We start from the raw sequence: 23846 nt of genomic DNA on the forward strand, positions 1-23846 counted from the left end.
TTATGCCCCTTCAGTGAAGTTGATTTCTTGGCCTGGCTTTAAACACACAAAAGCTCGTTTTGTATGATTTCTGCGACCATTAAATCTACCAGTACGTTTTTGTTTACCTAGACGATTTGCTACTTGAACAGATTCAACCTGAACCTTAAACAGCAATTCTACGGCAGCTTTAATTTCTGGCTTTGTAGCATCTGGCATAACCAAAAATACTACCTGCTCATTTTTCTCAGCAACCATAGTCGCCTTTTCCGAAATCACAGGAGCCAGCAACACCTTCATCAGGCGCTCTTCGCTATGTTTAACTAATGCGTTCATGCCAGCATCTCCTCAATCTTGATCAATGCAGACTTGGTAATCAATACTTTCTTGTAGAAAACCAAAGAAACTGGATCAGCATAACGAGGCTCTACAACCAAAACATTTACCAAGTTGCGAGCAGCAAGCATCAAGTTTTCATTGAATTCTTCAGTAATAATTAACACTGAATCCAAACATCCCATTGTCTTCAACTTTTCAGACAGCAATTTCGTTTTCGGCGCATCAACAGCAATACTATCTACAATACTCAGGCGACCCTCACGAGCCAACTGAGACAATATCGAGCAAATACCAGCGCGATACATCTTTTTGTTAACCTTGTGTGAAAAATTTTCATCCGGTGAGTTTGGAAATATACGACCACCACCACGCCAGAGTGGCGAAGATGACATACCAGCACGAGCACGGCCAGTACCTTTTTGACGCCAAGGCTTCTTCGTAGTGTGATGAACTTCTTCACGATCTTTTTGCTTGCGATTACCGCTACGCGCATTTGCCTGAAAAGCAACGACGACTTGGTGAATCAAAGCCTCGTTATAGTCACGAGCAAAAATAGTATCCGGAGCAACAACATTAGAAGCAGATTGACCATCTGCATTTAGGAGCTTCAGTTCCATAATTAAGCTCCGTTCTTCGTTTTAACTTTAATAGCCGGCAATACAATTACCTGACCATTTTTTGCGCCTGGCACGGCACCCTTAACAATCAATAATTGACGATCAGCATCTACACGTGCGATCACCAAATTTTGCACCGTACGATTATCATCACCAAGATGACCCGTCATACGTTTACCAGGAAACACACGACCTGGATCTTGCGCCATACCGATTGAACCAGGAACATTATGGGAACGCGAGTTACCATGTGTTGCACGACCGGAAGAGAAATGATAGCGCTTGATAACGCCGGCATAACCCTTACCAATTGTCACACCCTGAACGTCGACCTTCTGACCAACCTCAAACAATCCAACAGGCACAACATCGCCCGCCTTCATCTCAGAAGCTTTAACAGCATCAACACGGAATTCTTTTAATACAGTACCAGCTTCAACACCCGCTTTTGCAAGATGACCGGCAGCCGCCTTAGTTACACGGGATGCGCGGCGCTGGCCGAAAGTTACCTGAACAGCGGAATAACCATCTGTTTCAGGAGTTTTAATTTGTGTCACGCGGTTGTTGGATACGTCTAGCACAGTAACTGGAATTGAATCACCATCATCTGTAAAAATACGCATCATGCCAACCTTGCGACCTACAAGGCCCAAGCTCATTTTTTTCTCCATTCTCACCTACGATTGGGTGAGGCTGACTATTAAAAAACTTAAACAAATAGATCGACACATGTCGATCTACAGCTAAGCCTTCGATTATAGCTTGCTAAATTTTATTTCACAAGACTATTTATTTGAAAATGCTAAAAATTATGGTATGTAGCATTTTCTATTTGCGACTATAAAATTTATTGCAACTTGATTTCTACATCCACACCAGCTGGCAAGTCTAACTTCATCAAGGCATCAACCGTTTTATCAGTTGGATCAACGATGTCCATCAGGCGTTGATGAGTACGGATTTCAAATTGATCGCGAGAAGTTTTGTTCACGTGTGGCGAGCGCAAAACGTCAAAACGCTGAATCCGTGTTGGCAAAGGCACTGGCCCTTTAACAACAGCGCCAGTACGTTTAGCTGTTTCCACGATTTCAAGAGCAGACTGATCGATCAATTTGTAATCGAAAGCCTTTAGACGAATACGGATTTTTTGATTAGTAGACATAACATTTCCTAAAAAGAACGAGCCACGGATATTAAATTCATATCCGTAGCATTTTTTCAAACAAAGAACAAAATTACGATTAGGTCAAAACAAGTTCATGCTTAATGAAGTCACGAACTCTGACTGAATTAATCGGCCAAGATTTTAGCAACAACACCCGCACCAACTGTACGACCGCCTTCGCGAATCGCGAAGCGCAAGCCTTCTTCCATCGCAATCGGGTTGATCAGCTTGACTGTAATAGAGACGTTGTCACCTGGCATGACCATTTCTTTATCCTTCGGCAACTCGATCGAGCCAGTTACGTCCGTTGTGCGGAAGTAGAACTGTGGACGGTAGTTGTTGAAGAATGGTGTGTGACGACCACCTTCGTCCTTGGACAAGACGTAGATTTCACCTGTGAAGTGGGCGTGCGGCTTAATGGAACCTGGCTTTGCCAACACTTGACCGCGTTGTACGTCTTCACGCTTAGTGCCGCGCAACAATACACCAACGTTGTCGCCTGCTTGACCTTGGTCGAGCAATTTGCGGAACATTTCAACGCCTGTGCAAGTTGTAACTGCAGTGTCGCTGATGCCGATGATTTCTAATGATTCGCCAACTTTGACGATACCGCGTTCGATACGGCCTGTTACGACAGTACCGCGACCGGAGATGGAGAAGACGTCTTCTACTGGCAACAGGAAGGCGCCGTCAACAGCACGTTCTGGTGTTGGGATGTAGCTGTCTAGTGCATCAGCGAGTTTCATGATGGCTTCTTCGCCCAGTGGACCTTTGTCGCCTTCGAGCGCCAATTTTGCGGAGCCTTGGATGATTGGCAGGTCGTCGCCTGGGAATTCGTATTTGGAGAGCAATTCGCGCACTTCCATTTCAACGAGTTCTAACAGTTCAGCGTCATCGACCATGTCGCATTTGTTCAGGAATACGATGATGTAGGGAACGCCAACTTGGCGTGCCAACAGGATGTGTTCACGAGTTTGTGGCATTGGACCATCTGCTGCGGAGCAAACCAAGATCGCGCCGTCCATTTGTGCTGCGCCGGTGATCATGTTTTTAACATAATCGGCATGGCCTGGGCAGTCTACGTGGGCGTAGTGACGATTGGCTGTTTCGTATTCTACGTGGGCTGTGTTGATCGTGATGCCGCGTGCTTTTTCTTCTGGCGCTGCGTCAATTTGATCGTAGGCTTTGGCTTCGCCGCCAAACTTCTTGGACAATACTGTCGCGATCGCTGCCGTCAATGTGGTTTTACCGTGATCTACGTGACCAATTGTGCCTACGTTGACGTGCGGCTTGGTGCGCTCAAACTTACCTTTTGCCATTTTATTCTTCCTTCAAAAAGAACGATTTATCAATAATGAACCCACTTCGGCATGAAGTGGGCTTGTCAGATGCTTTAAAGCTTTTTAATGAACTGAAATCAGATTATTTTGATTTCGAAGTCACGATTGCGTCGATAACGTTTTTCGGCGCTTCTGCATAATGCTTAAATTCCATAGTGTATGTTGCACGACCTTGCGTTGCAGAACGCAAAGAAGTCGAGTAACCAAACATTTCGGACAAAGGCACTTCAGCCTTAATGATCTTACCGCCACCACCAGGAATCTCATCCATACCTTGAACCATACCGCGACGTGAAGACAAATCGCCCATCACTGTACCAGCGTAATCTTCTGGCGTTTCAACTTCAACCGCCATCATTGGCTCGAGAATAACTGGACTCGCCTTGCGACAACCATCTTTAAATGCCATCGAACCCGCCATACGGAATGCGTTTTCGTTGGAATCGACATCATGGTAAGAACCGAAGAACAATGTGACTTTAACGTCAACGACTGGATAACCAGCAAGTACGCCTGAAGCAAGAGTTTCAATCACGCCTTTTTCTACCGCAGGGATATATTCACGAGGAACGGTACCACCTTTGATCGCATCAACGAATTCAAAACCTTTACCCGGTTCTTGCGGTTCGATTTTCAGAACTACGTGACCATATTGGCCACGACCACCAGATTGCTTAACAAATTTACCTTCGATTTCTTCGCAAGTCTTGCGAATAGTTTCACGATATGCAACTTGTGGCTTACCGACGGTCGCTTCAACGCCGAATTCACGGCGCATACGATCAACAATAATTTCCAGATGAAGCTCACCCATACCGCCTATGATAGTCTGACCAGATTCTTCATCAGTCTTCACGCGGAAAGAAGGATCTTCTTGCGCCAAGCGATTCAACGCCAGGCCCATTTTTTCCTGATCTTGTTTAGTTTTCGGCTCAACTGCCTGAGAAATAACTGGCTCAGGGAATACCATACGCTCCAAAGTAATGATGGAAGATGGATCGCACAAAGTCTCACCGGTAGTAGCATCTTTCAGACCAACAGCAGCAGCAATATCACCCGCATGTACTTCTTTGATTTCTTCACGCTGGTTTGCATGCATCTGCAAAATACGACCAAGACGTTCTTTCTTATTCTTGTTCGGGTTGAATACTGTATCACCCGACTTAACCATACCAGAATAGACGCGGAAAAAAATCAACTGACCAACAAACGGATCAGTCATGATTTTAAAGGCCAAAGCTGAAAACTTCTCAGTATCTTCTGGCTTGCGCGAAGTCGGCTCGTCGTACTCATCCAATCCTGTGACTGGCGGAATATCAACCGGTGAAGGCAAGTATTCAATAACCGCATCTAACATGGCTTGTACGCCTTTGTTTTTAAATGCAGTACCGCACATCATAGGAACAATTTCAGCCGCAATAGTGCGTGCACGAATTGCTGTTTTGATGTCTTCCTCAGACAAATCGCCTTCTTCAAGGTATTTATTCATCAACTCTTCTGTTGATTCTGCAGCAGCATCCAACATTTTTTCGCGCCATTCTTGAGCTGAAGCAGCAAGTTCAGCAGGAATTTCGCGATAGTCAAATTTCATACCTTGAGAGGCTTCATCCCAATAGATTGCCTTCATCTTGACCAGATCAACTACGCCCAAGAAGTTTTCTTCTGCGCCGATAGGGATTTGCATCAAAATTGGATTTGCTTTCAAACGTGTACGCATTTGCTCATACACTTTGAAGAAGTTTGCGCCAGTACGATCCATTTTATTGACGAAAGCCAAACGTGGAACTTTGTACTTATTAGCCTGACGCCATACAGTTTCAGACTGAGGCTGCACACCACCAACCGCACAGTAAACCATGCAGGCGCCATCAAGAACACGCATGGAACGCTCAACTTCGATCGTGAAGTCAACGTGACCAGGAGTATCAATAATATTAATGTGATGCTCAAGAAAATTATTCGCCATGCCTTTCCAGAAGCATGTTGTCGCAGCAGAGGTGATAGTAATACCACGTTCCTGCTCTTGTTCCATCCAGTCCATGGTAGCCGCGCCATCATGCACTTCACCGATTTTGTGGTTTACACCGGTATAAAACAAAACGCGCTCAGTTGTCGTCGTTTTACCAGCATCAATGTGAGCCGAAATACCGATATTGCGGTAGCGCTCAATGGGGGTCTTACGGGCCATAGCTAATCCTAAATCTTTTAATGGACAAAACCGAGCGCAATTTTTTTTGAAAATTACGCCCGGCCTGATTCAAATTACCTGCCAGAACCATTGCATAAAAAATACACAATAGCCCTTTACTTTTACTCTTAGAAACGGAAGTGGGAGAAAGCCTTGTTAGCTTCTGCCATACGATGAACTTCATCACGTTTCTTCATTGCGCCGCCACGACCTTCTGCAGCCTCAAGCAATTCGCCACCCAAACGTTGTGGCATAGATTTTTCACTGCGCTTATTAGCTGCTTCACGCAACCAACGCATAGACAAAGCCAAACGGCGAACTGGACGAACTTCAACTGGCACTTGATAGTTAGCACCACCAACGCGGCGAGACTTAACCTCAACCAATGGTTTAGCATTACTGATTGCCAGTGCAAACACTTCCAATGGATCTTTACCAGATTTTTGCTGGATGTGATTAAACGCACCGTAAATAATGCCCTCAGCAACAGACTTCTTGCCTGACAACATCAATACGTTTACAAATTTTGCTACTTCTACATTGCCGAACTTTGGGTCCGGCAGAATATCCCGTTTCGGGACTTCACGACGACGTGGCATTTCGATTCCTTTTCAATCTTCAGTTGAGTCGCAGATAACATTTCATCTACTTCTCGCGGCAAGCCATCATAACCTGCCACTTACTCAGCCCATTAGGAGCCGACACTGCTCCATTTTATGGAGATTAATTTACAAGAGTATTACTTCTTAACGGCCTTAGCGCGCTTCGTACCGTATTTGGAACGAGCTTGCTTACGGTCTTTAACGCCTTGAGTATCCAAAGCACCGCGAACCATATGGTAACGCACACCCGGCAAATCCTTTACACGACCACCGCGCAACAGCACTACGCTATGTTCTTGCAAGTTATGGCCTTCACCACCGATATACGAAATTACTTCGAAACCGTTAGTCAGACGTACTTTGGCAACTTTACGCAAAGCCGAGTTAGGCTTTTTTGGAGTTGTCGTATAAACGCGGGTACAAACGCCACGTTTTTGCGGGCTGTTTTCCAGCGCCGGTGATTTGCTTTTGACGCGTACAGAGACACGTGGCTGGCGAATCAGTTGATTGATGGTTGGCATCGTTTTTAATCCAACAAAATACAACGTTAAACACAAACCCGGAAACGGTTGCCCGGGGACTTAAATCTTTATTGGCATCGAACTTTCATCCGACACACCCGATTTTTGCTGAATAAACCAATCATATTTTTGGGAAAATATGCAAGCTATAGACCATCCAAAATCGAGAACTCGCAAGTTTAAACCCTAGATCTTGCCGCTGTCAATCTGTTTGTGTCGGCGTAAGCTACACCAAATCAAGTAGTTAGCGCGGCATGATCATAAGTTTGGGCTTACAGAATAGCCCGTTTGCGCTGGAATACAAGGCAAGCATTTAGGGTCGCATTCGCAAACAGCTTGAAAATAAATTGCAACATAGTTTTTCTCATCAGCACCAAGCCATCTTAAATCCTTTATATTTACGCGCTTTACGCTGTATTCACGATTCACTGCGCTTGGCGCATGTCTGGGCATTGCGCCTGGCAGACCACACCGGACCACCATCACCATGCCGCCTTTGTTGCAGCCCGCCGCTATTTATATTGTTGTCAGCTATTTTTTACTGTCGGCATTACCATTCTTCTCATTGTTGCTAGATAAGCCCGTAGAACAGGCTTGGCAGATTGTGGTGATGGAAGTAATCACCTGGCTTGCCTTATGGGCAACCATGAAGCGGCCGCGCTGGTTTCACTGGTTGCTGCTCCCTGCTTTTTTTGCAGTACCGACGGAAATCTATTTACGCCTGTTTTTTGGGCAAGGTATCTCAACGCATCATCTGGGCATCATCGCAGAAACCAGCCCAAAAGAAGCGCTTGAATTTTTAGGCAATAAAGTCTGGCTATTGCTAGCCGTATCGATCACCGTCATTGCCTGGTGGTGGAGTATTTTAAAGTTAAGCAAACGAACTCAGGCTCTGGATTGGACGCATAAGTCTCGCTGGTTGGTCATTATCTTAGTGCTGTGCGGCGCGGCCACATGGACTTACGGCGAGCAAATTGGCATTGCATCTGCATCCGCCAAAGCCAGCGCAAAGGCGTCAACTAGCTTAAGCGCTAGCACCTCTGTCAGCGAGGAAGAAGATGAGGATGAAGACGACGACAGCAGTACCTCGGCACCAACAGCAGCATCAATATCAGTGCCAGCATCTGTCTCAGCACCATCAGTGGCAGGTAAAAAGATCACTTTCTATGAGAAAGCCTGGAATCAGCTACTGCCGACGCTCCCCAAACTACCTCATTGGGCAAAGATCCCTTACGACGAGGAAACCTTCGCCCGCACCTGGCCGTTCGGCCTGGTTATCCGGGGCAAGGATTTTTGGAATGAGCGCAGTTATTTGTCGCAACTCGCAGAAAAGAGTAGTGAATTCCACTTTAAAGCGAGTCTGACTGGCGATAAAAACCAGCCCCAAATCGTCGTCATGGTGATTGGAGAATCCTCACGCTATGACCGCTGGAGTCTCAACGGCTATGAGCGCGCTACCAATCCACTGTTAAAGCAGGAAAGCAAGCTCGTCAGTTTTACCGATGTAGTCACTGCCGTCTCTGCTACCCGTTTGTCGGTACCTATCATCGTCTCGCGCAAGCCTGCGGCACAGAGTTTAAAAGCGGGTTTTGCTGAAAAGTCGTTTATCAGCGCGTTCAAAGAAGCGGGTTTTAAAACATTTTGGTTGTCAAATCAAATGAGCTTTGGGCAATTTGATACGCCGACCTCTGTGTTTGCCAAAGAAGCCGATGTCACACAGTTTTTAAATCTAGGCGGCTTTACGAATAACTCCAGTCTGGATCAAATTTTGTTGTCGCCGATGGAAAATGCCATGCACGACCCAGCAGTTAAAAAACTGATTGTGCTGCACACCTTGGGTAATCATTGGAATTACAGTCATCGCCATCCTAAAGAATTCGACCAGTGGAAGCCATCATTATTTGGCATCAACAATCCGGCCTATACCGATCTAAAAAACAAGCAAGCGCTCAATAATAGCTATGACAATTCCGTGCTGTATGTTGACTGGATGTTGTCTGAGGTAATCAAGCGACTCAAAACGAGTCAGCAGCTGACCTCGATGCTGTATGTATCTGATCACGGACAAACCTTGTATGACGGCAGTTGCAACCTCGCCTTTCATGGCCATAACACGCAGTATGAATTCCATATTCCGGCTTTCATGTGGTACTCGGACGCGTATCAAACCCAGTATCCCGACAAGATCAAACAATTGTACAAACACCAGAACGCCAGACTGTCCACAGAGAACGTATTTCATTCTTTATTAGACATGGCGAATATCCATTACCCGGGCGAGCGCCTTGAATGGAGTTTTCTAAATCCGAAGTTGCAAACCCATATTCGCTATGTTGATAGCTATGGCTGGACCAACTATGACAATGCCACATTCAAAGGTGATTGCCGTGAGGTGATGGATAAAAAGACACCGCTGACGCAAGAGAAATAAAAAAAACAGGGGAGTATGTGAATTGAAAGCCGTATTGTCCAATCATTCTCTGGACAATACCACCTAATTACTTCATACACCCTCATGTATATAAATTAAACTACCCAAAACTAACCAAAACTCGTTAGATAAGAAAGCGACGATTAATTCCCGCTTTCTTTAGACATCGTCCGAAATAAAGACCACGCCATTCCGCCGAGCAGGAGTAAACCTGCTGCCAGCGCTGCCCATAACCAGATTTTGTTGGACGCACTTTTGTTCTCTTTTGTCGCTGGTGGCTGCGAATTTGCTGCTACGGATTCGACTGGTGCTGTAGCAGCTGAGATGTTCACGCTTGCCGCATCCATTTTAAATACCTGATCTTTACGGTAAGCAGGTAGCAATGTCGCTAGCGGCAGCGCGCTGCTGTCTTTTTGATCCACGCCCCATTGCAGGCTAAACGGTGGATTTCCTCGCGCTAAAAAGGCCAGATTACGTGGAATACTGGCAATTTCTATTGTCGGCGGCGTCGCCCCAAGCAAACTAATCGCACCTGCTGTTTGCAAGCGCAAACGTGTATAAATACCACCGTTCATAGGCAGATTTTCTGACTCGACCTCATACTCACCTTGCTTTAAGCGATACAAGACGCTCTGAGTTAATCCAATGAAATTGTCTACCGGCGCGGCATCTGCCTGGCGCTTATGGCGCAAAGCATGCAAGGCGTACAGCGGCGAGTGATATAGGCGATGCTCTCCATAGCTTGTATCATCCGGATTACCCGATGTATTCGCTGGCAACTCGCCCAAAATCTGCACATCTGCCAATGTATTAATCTCTGCAAGCCGAATCCGCAGGTTATCGATCGGCGTATTCTTGGGTAACAGGTAGTCGCAATAATGAATCTCGCAGCTTATCGCCGAAATACGGCTAGACCATTGCAAGGGCGACAGCGTTTCTAACTGCTTCACACTATCCAGCGTGAACGACCGTATCGCCGCACTGCGGGCTGAATCAAGCCAGTGCAGGCGTACAAACCGGGCATGGGCGCCATATAAATCCAGGGTTAGTCGTTCTATCGCCGCGCCCTGTTGCTTGAGTATCGCCAGTTGCTGTTCACCACCTATGCTGCGCCATTGATGCAAATCATCGCTCGCTTCCAGCGTCAAGGGAAACAAACCTTCCGCATTGTCTGCCAAGCTCACACGCGCTTGCAAAAACTGTCCCTGAACCTGGCTGGCGTCGATAATCCAATCGCCGGCCGATGCTGGCGTTTGCGCAGCAAGCTTGCCCGTACTGATGGAAATCAAAGAGCCATCCGGTTTCTGCGTAAAGCTGAGTTGCACATCATTACGGGAAGCAGATTGATCAGCGACGGCCGTTTTCAAAGGAAACACAGGGAGTTTGTTTGATATGAATTCGGGCGCAGTTGCATCTTGCTGCGCTTGCTGAAGCCATGCATACGGCACCGCGGCGCCGCTGGCATTGAGGATACGAACATCGCGCAAATCGGTATGAGCGGCAGAAGGATAAATCGTCGTGGGCAAACTCAATTGATAAAATGGTCCGTCACCACTGAGGGCGATGGTAGCTTGTTGAACGGGCTTTGGCTTAGGCACATCGGCAGCAGCAATATTGGCGGCCTGTGTAGCAAAAGAAACCGCCATGCACCCAAGCACGCTGAAGAGATTGCGCGACGTCATATGGCGGCTCCAGAGTTGGGCTTTGAAGCGGGCTCTGTATCTGGCTTCAGATCAGATTTCTCCGCATGCGACGACTCTTTTTTTACTGGCACAGGCGCAAAATATCCGACGACCAACAACAGCACGCCCACTCCGATAAACGAGACGATGCGATACAAACCACCACGATCGGCTAATTCAACAATAAACAATTTCAACACCACAACCGCAAGCAAGCCTGCACCCGCCATCCACACAGAGCGTGAGCCACGGCGGTTGCCAAACAACATCGCTGCGACACCGGCAATTGCCCAGGTAATTGACACCGCAGCTTGCGCTAGCCATGAGGCAAATAAGCTGTCGAACTGCCACTCCACACCCGCCCAATGATGGATGGTACGCAGTACCATGCCGGTAATCAATGCCAGTGCTAACGCAGCAACCAGTTTGCTGATGGCAGATTTTAATTGTTCATCATAGGCTTTGACTGGCAACGCTCTCCACCAGGCAACTAGCGACGCTAATACTAGCCATTGTCCCAACTCCAGAGGATTGATCAGGGGAATGTAAGGCAGAGGTGCAGCACTGCCAGCACTGACAACATTACTGATACAGCACCATAAAAACAGATAGGCGGCAACCGGTGTGCCCGCGATCTCCACATAGGCCTGACGGAATTCGCTTAGCGGCCAGCGACGCAATACAAACTGTGATCGGACCAGCCACAAACTGAGTGCTGGTACCAAAATCCAGCCCAGCATAGGCCACGCCGACCAAGGCTGAGAAATACTACTCATATGCCATTGCACTTCACGTGCTCCCAGCAAAACAAAGAACCAGAAACCGCACACATGAAACAGTTTGCGGAAAAAATGTTCACTCCAGCGCGCTTGCACGAATAACAAACGTAGATGCCACGCCAAGGCAATTGGCCAGAGCAACCAGCCCAAGGCTTGCGAGGGTATAAATACGCTGGTGCCGTAAGCAGCTCTAAATAACTCGATCAAGCCAATCAGCATCAAAGCAGGTAAGGTGAAAAAAGTCGCCTGTCCCATTTGTGACCAGTTGCGCCAACGCGCCAGTACTGACATGACGATAGACAGCATCAGCACAATCGCAATTCTGCTGGCGGGGATAAAACTAAACAAATCGGGATTTAAAAGACGATATGCTGCCTCATCAAACAGCGCACGCAAAAGCCATAACAAGCCCCAGACCACCGGTGCCCAAAGTAAAACATCCAAAGAAAGCCATGACTTGGCTGATCTTGTGGCATCGTGATCAACTGATTGCTTAGCCGCCATTTGTAAACGATCACCACTAAACCATGCCGCCAGACCAAATACCAGAGGCGTCCAGAAATTGAATGAATTGCTCATCAAAGATCCGGAGTCGGCCAAAGCATCCAACTGGGCTAACGCTGGCGCATCGGTTTGGTACAGTAAAAATAAAGGCACGGAGAACACTTGCAATAACAAGGCAAATGCGGCCAATGCACTATGTGACATTCTCAATGCCACCCACAAAGCAAGACAAGCTGTGATCGGCCAGATCAACGCGGCTTGCTGAAAATTAATCGCAAACAACATCGCCAGATGCAGCAATCCTACGCCCGCAACCACCGCGACTGAATTGGCCAAGGACCAGTTTGGTGCCTGATTATTTTGTTTGGCTTCACGCAAGATTGCCGCCATGCGCCATCCTGCAGTGAATAAAATACATGCTGCAATCACCAGCGCAGTGAGTAAGCCTTGCGAACCGCTTTCTAAAGCGCTGTTTGCGGGAGCAAAGCCGCTGGCAGAGCGATGCAAACCTGCGATAAAACTGACCACAGCGACTACTTGCAAAGTGCCTACGACAGGCAGCAAAGGCTTTAAGCGCCAGCGGTTAGCAACTCCAAATGTGACGACCGACAATACCGCCGTGGCTGCGGCGGCGACAGAAGGAACAAACCATTGCCACGGCAACACAGTCAATGCTGCCATACCCAGCCAAGGTAGCAGTGAACCTGGAATCGCTTCCCAATGGTCTGTCGTGTTTAACGCTGCACGACGATGTTGTAACCACATTGCGAACGCGCTGGCCGCTAGCAAGATCGGGCCAATGCTGGAACCATGCAAGAAGTGACCAACAGCAGTCGCGTCTATCGTGATGGTGTTGAGTAATTTATAGGATGCCCCCAGCAATACCAGATACGCAAACCCGCGTGCATACGGGCGACGTTGCCGCACACCCAGCCAGTGCATACCAGCGCCCTCCACCGCCCAAGCCGCGCCAGTCCAGACGCCTTCCAATCCCAGCGGAATGGCGAGCGTACCGAAGATCACGCCAACAATCGCATATGCCTCAGCCAATAACGCCAGCCCGGCTTTCTCTTTAGAAAAAACTATGCGTGCCAGCAATAAATAAAACCCACTGAGCGCCAATGCCGAAAAGGCGGCGCCGAATTCCCAAGGCTTCATCAGCAGATATTGCAAGCTAAACGCAGTAAGCGGCGTACCAAATACGAGGGCACTATCGACCCGGCCAACTTGCGCCAAGGCTGCGCCGGCTTGTTTTGCCAAGCTGTCAGACTCAACTAACTTCGCATCTAATAGCGTACGGCGTGCGAATAGCAATCCGACCGCCGTAAACAATAAAAAGAATACGATCAAAAATGCCTGCACTGTCGGGTATTGCGCATCGCTGTAATACTGATTGGCCCAGCCCGAGGCGAGGGTGAATGTGCCGACAAAACCGATCACATTCAACACACGCCAGGCATTAAACCAAGCAATCAATACAATCCCGATATCCAGAATCGTCAGGTAAGTGAACAGACCGACCATGTGATTACCACCAGTCGAAGTCAATACCGGTGTCGCAAAACCCTCCAGCGCGGCGATGATGGCAAGTGCTGGCGCCTTCTGGAAAATCGCCAATGCAGCACCCAGCAAGGACACCGCCAACATAAATCCAAATCCTGCTTCGGCCGGAATTAATCCATGAAATTTAATCGCTGCTAGCGTCGTCAGATAAAACACGCCAACGCCCATGCCCTGCAAAATCAAGCCGTAATCCCGACGCTTATGTCGCAAAAGCCACCCCAGTCCCAATAAGACCATGCCAACCAATGCGACACCGGCGTAGCGCAACTCAATCGGTACCGTAACGCGTTCAGCGGTGTAACGTAATAAGAAGGCTAGCCCAAGGAATAAAATCAGTACGCCAGTTTTCACCAGCGCGTTGCCGCCATAGATCAAGTTGCGGACAGGTTCTGGCAAACGATCGCGGAACGGAATCTGCGGCACCGGCGGTCGTCGTGGTGCGATCGTCGGGCGTGCTGTCGCTGCTGGTGTAGTTGCCGATGTCGATGCAGTTACTGAAATTTGCGCGTTGTTTGTATTGGCCTTGATCGCGGCGGCTTGTGTTGGCTTCGCTGCTAGCTCCGTTACCGCCGGGTCTGCTGTAACAGCAACGGATTCTGGCTTCAGAATTGCCGCCATCTCATTGATCGCCTCGGCCAGCGAACTTGCGGAACTTGTCGAACTTGTTTTAGATATAGGAGCAGAAGGAACCATAGGTACGGTAGCCACAGGACTCATCACAGGCTCTGCAATCACATCAAGCGCTAGCACCTGATCGGTTTCAACTTCACTGATATGGGATTGTTTGCTGACGATGCTTGATGCAGCCAGTTGCTGCTCTACCGTCTGCAAACGTCGCTCCAATACTGCGACCTGTCCCCGGAGTTCCACCAGTTCTGCATTCTGGTTTTTGCCGTCATCAGATTTTTTATTCCGACTGTTCTGACTGAGCACTTGCTTTAAAACATGCGCCGCAAAACCACCAACGATGGCATATAACACCGCGGCATTGGTTGATGAGGTCGCTATACCAAGGATCAAACCAATAATGGCGCCCAATATCCACATACTGCATCCTTTAGATCAATACCCCCAAAACGAGGGAAATAGTCGGGCGATAGTAAACCAGGAATGATGTTATTTCTACAAAATTAAAACAATCACAAGAAAATGCCCTTCTTTTGCCAGACCTTTAAAACGCGTGAGACCACTCAAAGATATTAAAATTGGGGGAGTATTGCCATCTACAGCCTTGATGTCCATACTTTATATGGACACTTATAAGAAAAGTTATCATACTCACCCAAGTATGATAATTAAATCAATGTCACAAACAAGACGCACAGCGCGATGCCAACACAGATCAGATACAGTCCCATTAACATCAGCGCCCGCAGTATTTGCGCCAGCCATCGACCGTGATAGACCTGCCGTAATGCGATGACAAAATAAACCGGGAACCCAATCGTCAACAATTCAGACGGCACAAACGGAATCATCAAGAGCAAGAACAATAAAAATGTGAAAGCATGCAAATGAAACGCCAATACCAGGTGAATGCCGTACACCAGATGGCGGCGGAAATACACCAGCCATAACAAGAACGCAAATACAGGCATCAGCACGAACACCGCATACGGGGCTTTATGCAAGGCCTCTTTGCCTAGTTCTTTTCTGGTTTCTTCAGGATGAAGCTGATACTCCTTAAAACGTTTACCCGCTCGTTTGACCCATGCAATGGCCGCAGGACTGCCACCTAGCTGTGATTTGACTTTGGGTGGCACGGAAGCATCGCTTTTTTCCACTACCTCAGATGCCGCAGATTCCTCAGACGCCTCCTGCAATACTCCACTCTCCCCGATAGATTGCCCAGCCTTACGGGTGTCACTATTCTTTTTTATATTTGCTTTTAATGGATCAAGGACATTGCCGATGCCGATACCAATGCCGGTAGCTGCAGCGGCGACATCTTCGTCCGGGTCATCCATCAACTCCTTCATGACATTCTCTTTATTAGCCGTCTGTGCTTTCTCAATATCGCCACCACTGACAGGCAGATGTCCGAACAGCCCAAACAGCACAAAAAATATAAAGCTCATCGTCAGATATAGCTGCAAGGGCTTGATATAACGTTGTCGTCTTCCTGCCACGTATTCCGCAGTCAGCCTGCCGGGATGAGCGATTAACATCCACAAAGTACGAGTTAAGGTGCCTTCCAGCGCGATATAGTGATGCAGATATTCGTGAATAAATTCCCACAAGGTCGGAGTTTCTATATGCGTTTTTTGGCCGCATGCAGGACAAAAATTCTTCGGTGCTGGGTGATCACAATTGGCACAGTAGCCAGTGGAATGATGGTGACTGGAAGTCATACTGGGGGATAGTCAATAAGTTAAAAAGCAAATGAGATAGCGTCGAAATTGGCGGCTAGATAAAGCGACAAGCGTAAAAATAAGTTGCAGTGAAACATGATCAGATTGCAAATGCAAGCATGGCAAACTCATGCTGATTTTGGGTCAGGATGATTGCCGCTCAATTCAATCTCCCTTACACTGCGGGTATGCCCCGTGACACACCTCCCTCGCTGACCAGACACTCATCCAACCCGAATACCATCCATCTGGCAGGATCGTGGCGGGCGCACACCCTGAGCAATCAAGCGCTGATGCAAACCTTGACCGCGCAATTGCAAGCGCTGCGCACACCGTTGGAGTTGCCGAATAATTTGCACTGGGATTTGCGCGACATTACCGCACTTGACCATATTGGCGCACAAATTTTGTGGCAGATCTGGGGCAAAAAGCGCCCTGCTGATTTGCAATTGCAGACATATCACGAAGGCTTATTTGTCAGACTGGAAGAAGTCTGCCAGCTACCAGTGCCGCACTTACCAAAAGAACGGTGGGAGCGGGTCAGCCAATTGGGTACATTTGTACTAAGTTTTGTCGAGCATGGAAAAGGTCTGACCATTTTATTGGGGCAGCTCATCCTGGATTTATTCCGCCTGATCCGTCATCCGCTGCAAGGCCCCTGGAAAGAAATTTCTGCCAACCTGTACCGTACTGGTTTTCAGGCATTGGGGATTACGGCGCTAGTTGGTTTTTTGATCGGGATTGTGCTGTCTTATTTGTCGGCGCAACAGTTGCGCGCTTTTGGCGGCGAGTTATATATCGTAAATATTTTGGGTATGAGCATCGTCCGCGAACTAGGACCTTTGCTGGCAGCGATCTTGGTTGCAGGTCGATCAGGGTCAGCGATCACCGCGCAGCTCGGTGTGATGCGGGTGACGGAAGAGCTAGACGCCATGCGGGTGATGGGAATACCACATGGTTATAGACTGATTATGCCGCGAGTAATTGCCTTGGCGATTGCGATGCCTTTGCTGGTGATCTGGACCGATGTGATGGCATTAGCCGGTGGCATGCTGGCAGCGCAATCCCGGCTGGGGATGTCACCGACATTTTTTCTGTATAAATTGCCAGAAGCCGTCGCTTTGATTAATTACTGGATTGGCATGCTCAAAGGTGTCACCTTTGGCATATTGATTGCGCTGGTCGCCTGCCATTTTGGTTTGCGCATTAAGCCCAATACCGAAAGTCTGGGTCAAGGCACAACCAGCTCGGTTGTGATCTCGATTACGATTGTAATTATTGCTGATGCGATATTTGCGATCTTGTTTAGCAAGTCAGGATATTACTGATGACTACTACCTCGATTGCCTCGGTTGCACCCACTGCCTCCAATTCCATCATCGATGTCCAGCATCTGCGTACCCAGTTTGGTCACGCGGTTGTGCATGACAATTTAAATTTACAAGTGCAGCAAGGCGAGATTTTATCGATCGTCGGTGGTTCCGGCTCGGGCAAAACGGTCTTAATGCGCCAGATGCTGGGCTTGGAGACACCGGCGCAAGGCAACATTCGCGTGTTTGATGAAGACATCCATGCGCCCAGCACCAACAATCTGGATTTTTTACGACGCCGCTCTGGCATGCTGTTTCAGCATGGTGCTTTGTATTCTGCACTCAGCGTGTTTGACAACGTCGCCCAACCGATGCGGGAACTCCGTACCTTATCGGAGAGTCTGATTGCCGACATGGTGTATCTCAAACTACACATGGCGGGGATTGGGTTTGAACATGCGAAAAAAATGCCCGCCGATTTGTCCGGCGGCATGATCAAACGAATCGCGCTGGCACGTGCGTTGGCACTTGATCCCGAATTATTATTTTTGGACGAGCCAACGGCAGGACTAGACCCTGATCGATCAGACAGTTTCGTCAAGCTGATTCAATCACTGCGTCAGCAATTACATTTGACAGTCGTGATGGTGACGCATGATCTGGATACCTTATTCGCCTTATCCAGCAGGATCGCCGTGTTAGCAGAGAAAAAAGTCGTTACCATCGGCACACCGCAAGAAGTGGTGGCGTTTCAGCATCCGTTTATTCAGACTTTCTTTCTGGGTGGACGTGGCTGCAGAGCGATGGAAGTATTCACGTCACCTGATGTCAAAGATAGCAGTGATCATAGTCATAGTAAGAGCAACAGCGGTAGCGTGGACGATGCGCACGGCAAAGGAGTTAATACCTGATGGAAAACAGATCTCACGCACTGATGGCAGGTTTTTTTACGATTGCCTTATTGGTTTTGGCGGCGGTCTTTGCGCTCTGGCTGGGCAAAGATAAAATCAAGCGTACACCGTACGAAATTGCGACCAAATTGTCGGTCGCCGGACTAAATATGCAAGCCGCCGTGCGCTACAAAGGCATACGGGTTGGCAATGTCAGCAACATCAGCTTTGACCCCACTACACCCGGTCAGATTTTATTGCATTTAGATGTGATGTCAGACACGCCTGTGACCAAATCCACCTATGCCACACTGGCTTACCAAGGCGTGACCGGTATTGCGTTTGTGCAGTTGGATGAAGACAATATTCATGCAGATCACGCACCACTGCTGGCCTCGACTCAAAACGATGTAATTCCACGGATTCCGCTGCGCCCGGGCATGATGCAAAATCTGGAGCAACGTGGCGTCGCTATCCTGAACCAGACCGAAGAGCTGACTAAGCGCCTGAACCTGCTGCTCGACCCAAATAATCGCCAATCCATCGCCACCGCAGTAGAAAACATCGGCAAAGCCGCCGCAGCCTGGCAAACAGTCCCGGAAAAACTCGGCCCCGCTTTAGACAAACTACCCGCGCTGGCCGAGCAAACCCAAAGCACCCTGATCGCCATCAAAACCTTGTCGGGCGACGCCAGCAAACTCAGCAACAACATCAACCAGTTCACGGTCAGCATGCAAGCGCCAGACGGCCCTTTAGCCAGGCTCAACCAGTCAGTAGAACAAATCAGTGCCGGCATCAGTCAGGAAACCCTGCCTAAAATCAATGCCATCACCAACGACGCCCGCAGCAGTTTGCGCGCGATCAACCGTACCACCGATGCACTCAATGAGCGGCCGCAAAGTCTGTTATTTGGCAATGCAGCGCCGGCACCAGGGCCGGGTGAGCCGGGCTTTGTCGCACCGAAGTAATCGCGTATAGAAACTAAGGAATTTTCATGAATCACAAGCAGATTTATCCATCACGTTCTGGTGTCGTACGGACGTATAGCTTGATGTTAATTGCACTGGCAATAGCTTTAACAGGCTGCTCAAGCGCTCCGGCACAGAAGCAAAGTTATGACTTTGGGCCTTTATCTGCGCCGGCGTCTACGTCGACTTCGATTACTCCCATATTGGCTATCAGTCTGGCAGACATCAATGCCCCTGCATCGCTAGACAGCACAGCGATGCTATACCGGCTGCAATACGATAACGCGCAACAAGCGCGTCCATATGCGCAACATCGCTGGAGCATGCCTCCGGCGCAATTGCTGACACAGCGATTAAAAACCAGAATCGCCGCGGCTGGCGGTACCGTGATCGCCAGCCGGGATGCAGTAAGCAGTTTGTCGGTCTTGCAAATGGATCTAGATGAGTTTTCACAAGTGTTTTCCTCCGCTAGCAGCAGCACTGTGCAAATCCAAATCCGCGCTACCGTCTTCAAAGGACGTAATCTACTGGCGCAGCGAAGTTTTCAGCAGCAGGTCGTAACGCCAACCGCGGATGCGCCGGGCGGTGCAAAAGCCATGGTCACCGCCAGCGATGCGCTGATCAGCGATGTGATGGCGTGGATGCAGACCTTGAGGTTGAACTAGAGAGAATTTGTTGTGCTCACATTGCTAGAAATAGAAATAAAATCGAAGTTACTTTTACTCCCTCTGCGGTAAGCGGGAGAGGGTAATAAAGTCAGGAACAAAACGTAAAAGAATATAGTGCGCTTAACATACTGGTAGTAGGTATATATTGAGTGTCCATACAATACTTGGACAATCCAGTATATTTATAAAAAATAATGGGGAGTATATTGATTCAACCCTCATTCTCGATCATCGCAATGCAGAATACGTCGTCAAAAAATATCGAGCCGCAGATTGAAACGCCACTTGAAATCCAGCGCCAGGCCTCGCCATTTGCGCGGGTCGCTTTGCTTGCGTATGCCTTCCTGATTGTTTATGCCAGTCTTTATCCTTTCTCCGGCTGGCAAAACGATAATCTGGCAGCACTGACCGATGTGATAAAGCAGTGGCCACGCTATTGGACTGGCTTTGATGCGGTTACCAATGTGATCGGCTACATGCCACTGGGTATGCTGATTGTATTTGCGCTATATCCGGTGTGCAGGCGGCGCTGGTCTGTGTTGATTGCCTCGTTTTCTGGCGCTGTACTCTCGGCCAGTATGGAAACGACGCAGTATTTTTTACCCAGCCGCGTGACCTCTTTACTAGACTTTTTGACTAACTCTGGCGGCGCTATTCTGGGGTCCATACTCGGTGCGCTGCTAATCCCTTTATTGCTAGAAAAAGGACGCTTGCGTTTACTCCGCAAGCAATGGCTGTATGGGGAAGCCAGCCGGGAAGTACTGGCGCTCGGCTTGTGGCCAATGGCGCAAATTTACCCGCAAGCCTACTTGTTTGGTCTGGGTCAAATCCTGCCGATTTTATCGTTTTGGCTGAGTGATTTTTTAGATATGCCAATTGATCTGGGTGGCATGCTACTCAACGGAATAGAACTCAGTCCAGAAAAATTCCTGCTGGCAGAAACCATTATCACTGCCTGCGGTTGTACCAGTGCGGTACTGATTTGCCTGTTTATTCTGAATCGCCATGCGCCCAAGGTCCGCTTATCAGGCTTACTTTTACTAGCGGCTATTGGCATCAAATCACTAGCAAGCGCCCTACTGTTTAAACCGGAATATGCCTTTGCCTGGCTTACCCCCGGCGCACAAGGCGGCCTATTGATCGCGCTGATTATGTTGTACGGATTTTCGTTCGCACCGCACCAGGTGCAGCGACGGCTAGCGATTTTGATGCTGGTGATTAGCTTAACGGTGATTAATCTGATCCCGAGCAATCCTTACTTTACGGTCACGCTGCAAACTTGGGTACAAGGTAAGTTTCTCAACTTTAACGGCGCTGCGCAATTTTTATGTCTGCTCTGGCCATTCATCAGCTTGTGGATATTGCTGAGCAGAAAAACATCCATCAAGAGTAAATAACGATCATCAATAAAAAACGTAACGAAGTGTTCCGATCTGCTTACGTTGAGCTTGATCCTAGTTTGAGCGTGTATCATAGTCGCCTATGCATTCGTCTACATCGAATGCGCTCACTCACCTCAGAACACGATAAATGATCATGGCTGATACTCTTAATAATCCCAAAACTCCCGACGCACCGTATTTTGAAAAGCATGTTTTTTTCTGCATGAACCAACGTGAAGATGGCCGCCCTTGCTGCGCTGATCGTGGTGCGCAGGCTGCGCAAGAACATACCAAGAAACGGATTAAGCAACTCAACCTCAGCGGTCACGGCAAAATTCGCATCAACAAGGCTGGATGCCTGGATCGCTGCGAAGAAGGTCCGGTGATGGTGATTTATCCTCAAGGCACCTGGTACACCTTTGTCGATCAATCCGACATCGATGAGATTATCGAAGTGGATCTGGTCGGTGGCGGTACGGTAGAACGCCTCAAAATTTAAGTTTGAAGACTTAAGATTGATATCAATATGAATGCCCAAACAGAACATTTTTTTACGCAAGGTGCGGTTGGTCAGCTGGAATGCGCACTGGATTTACCTGATGCAGAACATTTTCCAGCACCACGCGGGCTTGCCTTAGTTGCTCATCCGCATCCCTTGTTTGGAGGGACGATGGATAATAAAATCGCCCAAACACTGGCGCGTGCTTTTGTTACCTTGGGTTATGTCGCAGTCAGGATGAACTTTCGCGGCGTCGGCAAGTCAGAAGGTGTGCATGACAACGGCGTCGGGGAAACTGATGACATGGCTTTACTTCTGGCGCAAATGCGGACGCGTTATCCTGATCTACCGCTGGCCTTAGGCGGATTTTCGTTTGGTACCTTTGTGCAGGCACAATTGCAACAGAAGCTGATTGCGCAAGGCACGCCAGCAGAACGACTGGCATTGATCGGTACCGCAGCAGGCAAATGGCCGATGCCGGATGTGCCAGCCAATACGATTTTGATCCATGGCGAGCTCGACGATACAATCCCGCTGCAAGCCGTTTTTGATTGGGCACGACCACAAGATATCCCTGTCATTGTGATCCCCGGAGCAGATCATTTCTTCCATCGAAAACTGCAACATATAAAAAATTATGTCGTCAATTTGTGGGATGAGTCTGCCAATGCGAGCTAACCCACGCTAGACCAAACTTGTCCGCTAGACTATGAACGTCCTTACTGTTTTACTTTTCAATGCTACTTTTTTACTGATTCAATGAAAAAATTTCTCGCTACATTCCTCTCCGTCAACTCCTCCGCTGTCCTCGTACTTGCCAGCGCATTGTCAAGCCTGACTGTCAGTTCCATTGCCAATGCCCAAAGTCTGCCAGCGCCCACGATTGCCGCTAAATCCTGGATTTTAGTCGACACCACCAGCAATCAGGTCATCGCTTCACAAGATGCGACGCTGCGCATAGAACCTGCGTCGCTGACCAAGATCATGACAGCGTATCTGGTGTTTTCTGCGCTCAAAGATAAAAAGCTTGATCTGAATCAGTCTGTTAACGTATCGACTCACGCATGGAAGGTCGATGCCAGCAGCTCCAAAATGTTTATCGAGCCAAATAAGCCTGTCACCATCAACGAATTGCTATATGGACTGATCGTTCAGTCGGGTAACGACGCCGCTGTTGCGCTGGCGGAAACGGTAGCGGGCAGTGAAGAAGCCTTCGTCGTTCAAATGAACAAAGAAGCCGAGCGCATGGGGCTTAAGTCCAGCCACTTCGCCAATCCACATGGTTTGCCTAGCCCCGAGAATTATTCTACGGCACAAGATTTGTCGACTTTGGCTGCGCGCCTGATCAATGATCACCCACAGTTTTACAAAACCTATTACTCGACCAAAAGCTTCACGTATAACAAAATCACCCAACCAAACCGCAACCGCTTATTGTGGCTAGACCCAACCGTTGATGGGATGAAAACAGGCCACACCGAAGCGGCTGGTTTTTGCCTGATTGCCTCCGCGATTCGTCCTAATGGTAGCGGTCAGCGTCGCCTGATTTCTGTCGTCACAGGCACTGCCAGCGATCAGGTCAGAGCGCAAGAAAGTTTAAAACTGCTGAACTGGGGCTTCCTCAATTTTGATACTGTCAAGCTGTATGAAAAAGGTCAGGCTATTGCCACACCAGAAGTCTGGAAAGGTACACAAGCGCAAGTCAAAATCGGCTTCACCCGTGATCTGTATGTCACTTTGCCAAAAGGCGCTGCCGCTAAATTGAAACCCGCTCTGGAACGCAAAGATCCACTGGTCGCTCCTATCCCATTGAATAGTCAGGTTGGCACAGTCAAGATGATGTTGGACGGCAAACCGGTCGCAGAATTTCCAGTACTGGCGCTAGAGCAAGTCGAACAGGCAAGTATCTTTGGTCGCGCCTGGGACTCTTTACGCTTACTGTTTAAGTAAGCGATAGCTTTCAGATGCGCTGATGGATTGATTCATCAACGCATCCTCAAAAAAGGACAAGACTCATGCAGTTCTTGTCCTTTTTTTCTGATTGTTGACTGAGATTAAAATAGAGTTT

General features: G+C 48.4%; 20 protein-coding genes. 9 read left to right on the forward strand and 11 right to left on the reverse strand.

The window, feature by feature from the left end; genetic code table 11:
• From rplW to rpsL, 8 genes are all read right to left on the reverse strand, one after another.
• The gene (rplW, locus tag RGU72_RS13625; RefSeq protein ID WP_322120241.1) at nucleotides 1-315 is read right to left on the reverse strand and encodes a 50S ribosomal protein L23; all 315 of its coding nucleotides are present in this window, start codon (nucleotides 313-315) and stop codon (nucleotides 1-3) included.
• Entirely contained in the window at nucleotides 312-935 is a 624-nt protein-coding gene (rplD, locus tag RGU72_RS13630; RefSeq protein WP_322120242.1) for a 50S ribosomal protein L4, read from the reverse strand. The genes rplW and rplD overlap by 4 nt, the downstream gene beginning before the upstream one ends.
• A 2-nt stretch (nucleotides 936-937) precedes the next feature.
• Entirely contained in the window at nucleotides 938-1594 is a 657-nt protein-coding gene (gene rplC, locus RGU72_RS13635) for a 50S ribosomal protein L3 (protein WP_322120243.1), read from the reverse strand.
• A 188-nt stretch (nucleotides 1595-1782) separates the two neighbouring features.
• Nucleotides 1783-2097 carry a 30S ribosomal protein S10 gene (gene rpsJ, locus RGU72_RS13640; protein WP_262834989.1) on the reverse strand — a complete coding sequence of 105 codons (315 nt, stop codon included), beginning with the start codon at nucleotides 2095-2097 and terminating at the stop codon, nucleotides 1783-1785.
• 128 nt (nucleotides 2098-2225) lie between these two features.
• Complete coding sequence (gene tuf, locus RGU72_RS13645; protein WP_322120244.1) at nucleotides 2226-3419, reverse strand: elongation factor Tu; 1194 nt, start codon at nucleotides 3417-3419, stop codon at nucleotides 2226-2228.
• 103 nt (nucleotides 3420-3522) lie between these two features.
• Nucleotides 3523-5628, reverse strand: a complete 2106-nt coding sequence (gene fusA, locus RGU72_RS13650; protein WP_322120245.1) for an elongation factor G — start codon at nucleotides 5626-5628, stop codon at nucleotides 3523-3525.
• 128 nt (nucleotides 5629-5756) lie between these two features.
• A complete protein-coding gene (rpsG, locus tag RGU72_RS13655; protein WP_322120246.1) occupies nucleotides 5757-6227 on the reverse strand; it encodes a 30S ribosomal protein S7 in 471 nt (156 codons plus the stop codon).
• Nucleotides 6228-6367: 140 nt separating this feature from the next.
• Nucleotides 6368-6751, reverse strand: coding sequence for a 30S ribosomal protein S12 (gene rpsL, locus RGU72_RS13660; RefSeq protein WP_322120247.1), 384 nt, complete (start codon nucleotides 6749-6751; stop codon nucleotides 6368-6370).
• Nucleotides 6752-7238: 487 nt separating this feature from the next.
• On the opposite strand from rpsL, the gene RGU72_RS13665 reads away from it, so the two are divergent.
• Nucleotides 7239-9182, forward strand: a complete 1944-nt coding sequence (locus RGU72_RS13665) for a phosphoethanolamine transferase (RefSeq protein WP_322120248.1) — start codon at nucleotides 7239-7241, stop codon at nucleotides 9180-9182.
• 143 nt (nucleotides 9183-9325) lie between these two features.
• Here RGU72_RS13665 and RGU72_RS13670 read toward each other — a convergent pair whose 3' ends face one another.
• The 3 genes from RGU72_RS13670 to RGU72_RS13680 all read right to left on the reverse strand — a co-directional run bounded on the left by RGU72_RS13670 (nucleotide 9326) and on the right by RGU72_RS13680 (nucleotide 16061).
• Nucleotides 9326-10864 carry a DUF3999 domain-containing protein gene (locus RGU72_RS13670; RefSeq protein WP_322120249.1) on the reverse strand — a complete coding sequence of 513 codons (1539 nt, stop codon included), beginning with the start codon at nucleotides 10862-10864 and terminating at the stop codon, nucleotides 9326-9328.
• On the reverse strand, nucleotides 10861-14757 hold the full coding sequence (locus RGU72_RS13675; RefSeq protein WP_322120250.1) for a DUF2339 domain-containing protein: 3897 nt from the start codon (nucleotides 14755-14757) through the stop codon (nucleotides 10861-10863). Before RGU72_RS13675 ends, RGU72_RS13670 begins: the two co-directional genes overlap by 4 nt.
• A gap of 248 nt (nucleotides 14758-15005) precedes the next feature.
• Complete coding sequence (locus RGU72_RS13680) at nucleotides 15006-16061, reverse strand: DUF3667 domain-containing protein (RefSeq protein ID WP_322120251.1); 1056 nt, start codon at nucleotides 16059-16061, stop codon at nucleotides 15006-15008.
• Between the two features lie 188 nt (nucleotides 16062-16249).
• Here RGU72_RS13680 and RGU72_RS13685 point away from each other — a divergent pair, with 188 nt between their 5' ends.
• The 8 genes from RGU72_RS13685 (at nucleotide 16250) to RGU72_RS13720 (ending at nucleotide 23728) form a co-directional block, all read left to right on the forward strand.
• Nucleotides 16250-17389, forward strand: coding sequence for an ABC transporter permease (locus RGU72_RS13685; RefSeq protein WP_322120252.1), 1140 nt, complete (start codon nucleotides 16250-16252; stop codon nucleotides 17387-17389).
• Entirely contained in the window at nucleotides 17389-18282 is an 894-nt protein-coding gene (locus RGU72_RS13690; RefSeq protein ID WP_322120253.1) for an ABC transporter ATP-binding protein, read from the forward strand. Before RGU72_RS13685 ends, RGU72_RS13690 begins: the two co-directional genes overlap by 1 nt.
• On the forward strand, nucleotides 18282-19229 hold the full coding sequence (locus tag RGU72_RS13695) for an MlaD family protein (RefSeq protein WP_322120254.1): 948 nt from the start codon (nucleotides 18282-18284) through the stop codon (nucleotides 19227-19229). Before RGU72_RS13690 ends, RGU72_RS13695 begins: the two co-directional genes overlap by 1 nt.
• A 26-nt stretch (nucleotides 19230-19255) precedes the next feature.
• Nucleotides 19256-19894, forward strand: coding sequence for an ABC-type transport auxiliary lipoprotein family protein (locus RGU72_RS13700; protein ID WP_322120255.1), 639 nt, complete (start codon nucleotides 19256-19258; stop codon nucleotides 19892-19894).
• A gap of 239 nt (nucleotides 19895-20133) precedes the next feature.
• The gene (locus RGU72_RS13705; RefSeq protein WP_322120256.1) at nucleotides 20134-21294 is read left to right on the forward strand and encodes a VanZ family protein; all 1161 of its coding nucleotides are present in this window, start codon (nucleotides 20134-20136) and stop codon (nucleotides 21292-21294) included.
• 139 nt (nucleotides 21295-21433) lie between these two features.
• Entirely contained in the window at nucleotides 21434-21778 is a 345-nt protein-coding gene (locus RGU72_RS13710; RefSeq protein WP_322120257.1) for a (2Fe-2S) ferredoxin domain-containing protein, read from the forward strand.
• Between the two features lie 27 nt (nucleotides 21779-21805).
• A complete protein-coding gene (locus RGU72_RS13715; RefSeq protein WP_322120258.1) occupies nucleotides 21806-22456 on the forward strand; it encodes an alpha/beta hydrolase in 651 nt (216 codons plus the stop codon).
• Between the two features lie 81 nt (nucleotides 22457-22537).
• Entirely contained in the window at nucleotides 22538-23728 is a 1191-nt protein-coding gene (locus tag RGU72_RS13720) for a D-alanyl-D-alanine carboxypeptidase family protein (RefSeq protein WP_322120259.1), read from the forward strand.
• Nucleotides 23729-23846 lie beyond the last annotated feature (118 nt).

The organism is Undibacterium sp. 5I1 (assembly GCF_034314085.1).
Lineage (GTDB): Bacteria > Pseudomonadota > Gammaproteobacteria > Burkholderiales > Burkholderiaceae_D > Undibacterium.

Bases quoted from the DNA above. Each gene is read 5' to 3' on its own strand.
- rplW (WP_322120241.1), bottom strand. From the start codon at position 315: ATGAACGCATTAGTTAAACATAGCGAAGAGCGCCTGATGAAGGTGTTG.
- rplD (WP_322120242.1), bottom strand. From the start codon at position 935: ATGGAACTGAAGCTCCTAAATGCAGATGGTCAATCTGCTTCTAATGTT.
- rplC (WP_322120243.1), bottom strand. From the start codon at position 1,594: ATGAGCTTGGGCCTTGTAGGTCGCAAGGTTGGCATGATGCGTATTTTT.
- rpsJ (WP_262834989.1), bottom strand. From the start codon at position 2,097: ATGTCTACTAATCAAAAAATCCGTATTCGTCTAAAGGCTTTCGATTAC.
- tuf (WP_322120244.1), bottom strand. From the start codon at position 3,419: ATGGCAAAAGGTAAGTTTGAGCGCACCAAGCCGCACGTCAACGTAGGC.
- fusA (WP_322120245.1), bottom strand. From the start codon at position 5,628: ATGGCCCGTAAGACCCCCATTGAGCGCTACCGCAATATCGGTATTTCG.
- rpsG (WP_322120246.1), bottom strand. From the start codon at position 6,227: ATGCCACGTCGTCGTGAAGTCCCGAAACGGGATATTCTGCCGGACCCA.
- rpsL (WP_322120247.1), bottom strand. From the start codon at position 6,751: ATGCCAACCATCAATCAACTGATTCGCCAGCCACGTGTCTCTGTACGC.
- RGU72_RS13665 (WP_322120248.1), top strand. From the start codon at position 7,239: ATGCCGCCTTTGTTGCAGCCCGCCGCTATTTATATTGTTGTCAGCTAT.
- RGU72_RS13670 (WP_322120249.1), bottom strand. From the start codon at position 10,864: ATGACGTCGCGCAATCTCTTCAGCGTGCTTGGGTGCATGGCGGTTTCT.
- RGU72_RS13675 (WP_322120250.1), bottom strand. From the start codon at position 14,757: ATGTGGATATTGGGCGCCATTATTGGTTTGATCCTTGGTATAGCGACC.
- RGU72_RS13680 (WP_322120251.1), bottom strand. From the start codon at position 16,061: ATGACTTCCAGTCACCATCATTCCACTGGCTACTGTGCCAATTGTGAT.
- RGU72_RS13685 (WP_322120252.1), top strand. From the start codon at position 16,250: ATGCCCCGTGACACACCTCCCTCGCTGACCAGACACTCATCCAACCCG.
- RGU72_RS13690 (WP_322120253.1), top strand. From the start codon at position 17,389: ATGACTACTACCTCGATTGCCTCGGTTGCACCCACTGCCTCCAATTCC.
- RGU72_RS13695 (WP_322120254.1), top strand. From the start codon at position 18,282: ATGGAAAACAGATCTCACGCACTGATGGCAGGTTTTTTTACGATTGCC.
- RGU72_RS13700 (WP_322120255.1), top strand. From the start codon at position 19,256: ATGAATCACAAGCAGATTTATCCATCACGTTCTGGTGTCGTACGGACG.
- RGU72_RS13705 (WP_322120256.1), top strand. From the start codon at position 20,134: ATGCAGAATACGTCGTCAAAAAATATCGAGCCGCAGATTGAAACGCCA.
- RGU72_RS13710 (WP_322120257.1), top strand. From the start codon at position 21,434: ATGGCTGATACTCTTAATAATCCCAAAACTCCCGACGCACCGTATTTT.
- RGU72_RS13715 (WP_322120258.1), top strand. From the start codon at position 21,806: ATGAATGCCCAAACAGAACATTTTTTTACGCAAGGTGCGGTTGGTCAG.
- RGU72_RS13720 (WP_322120259.1), top strand. From the start codon at position 22,538: ATGAAAAAATTTCTCGCTACATTCCTCTCCGTCAACTCCTCCGCTGTC.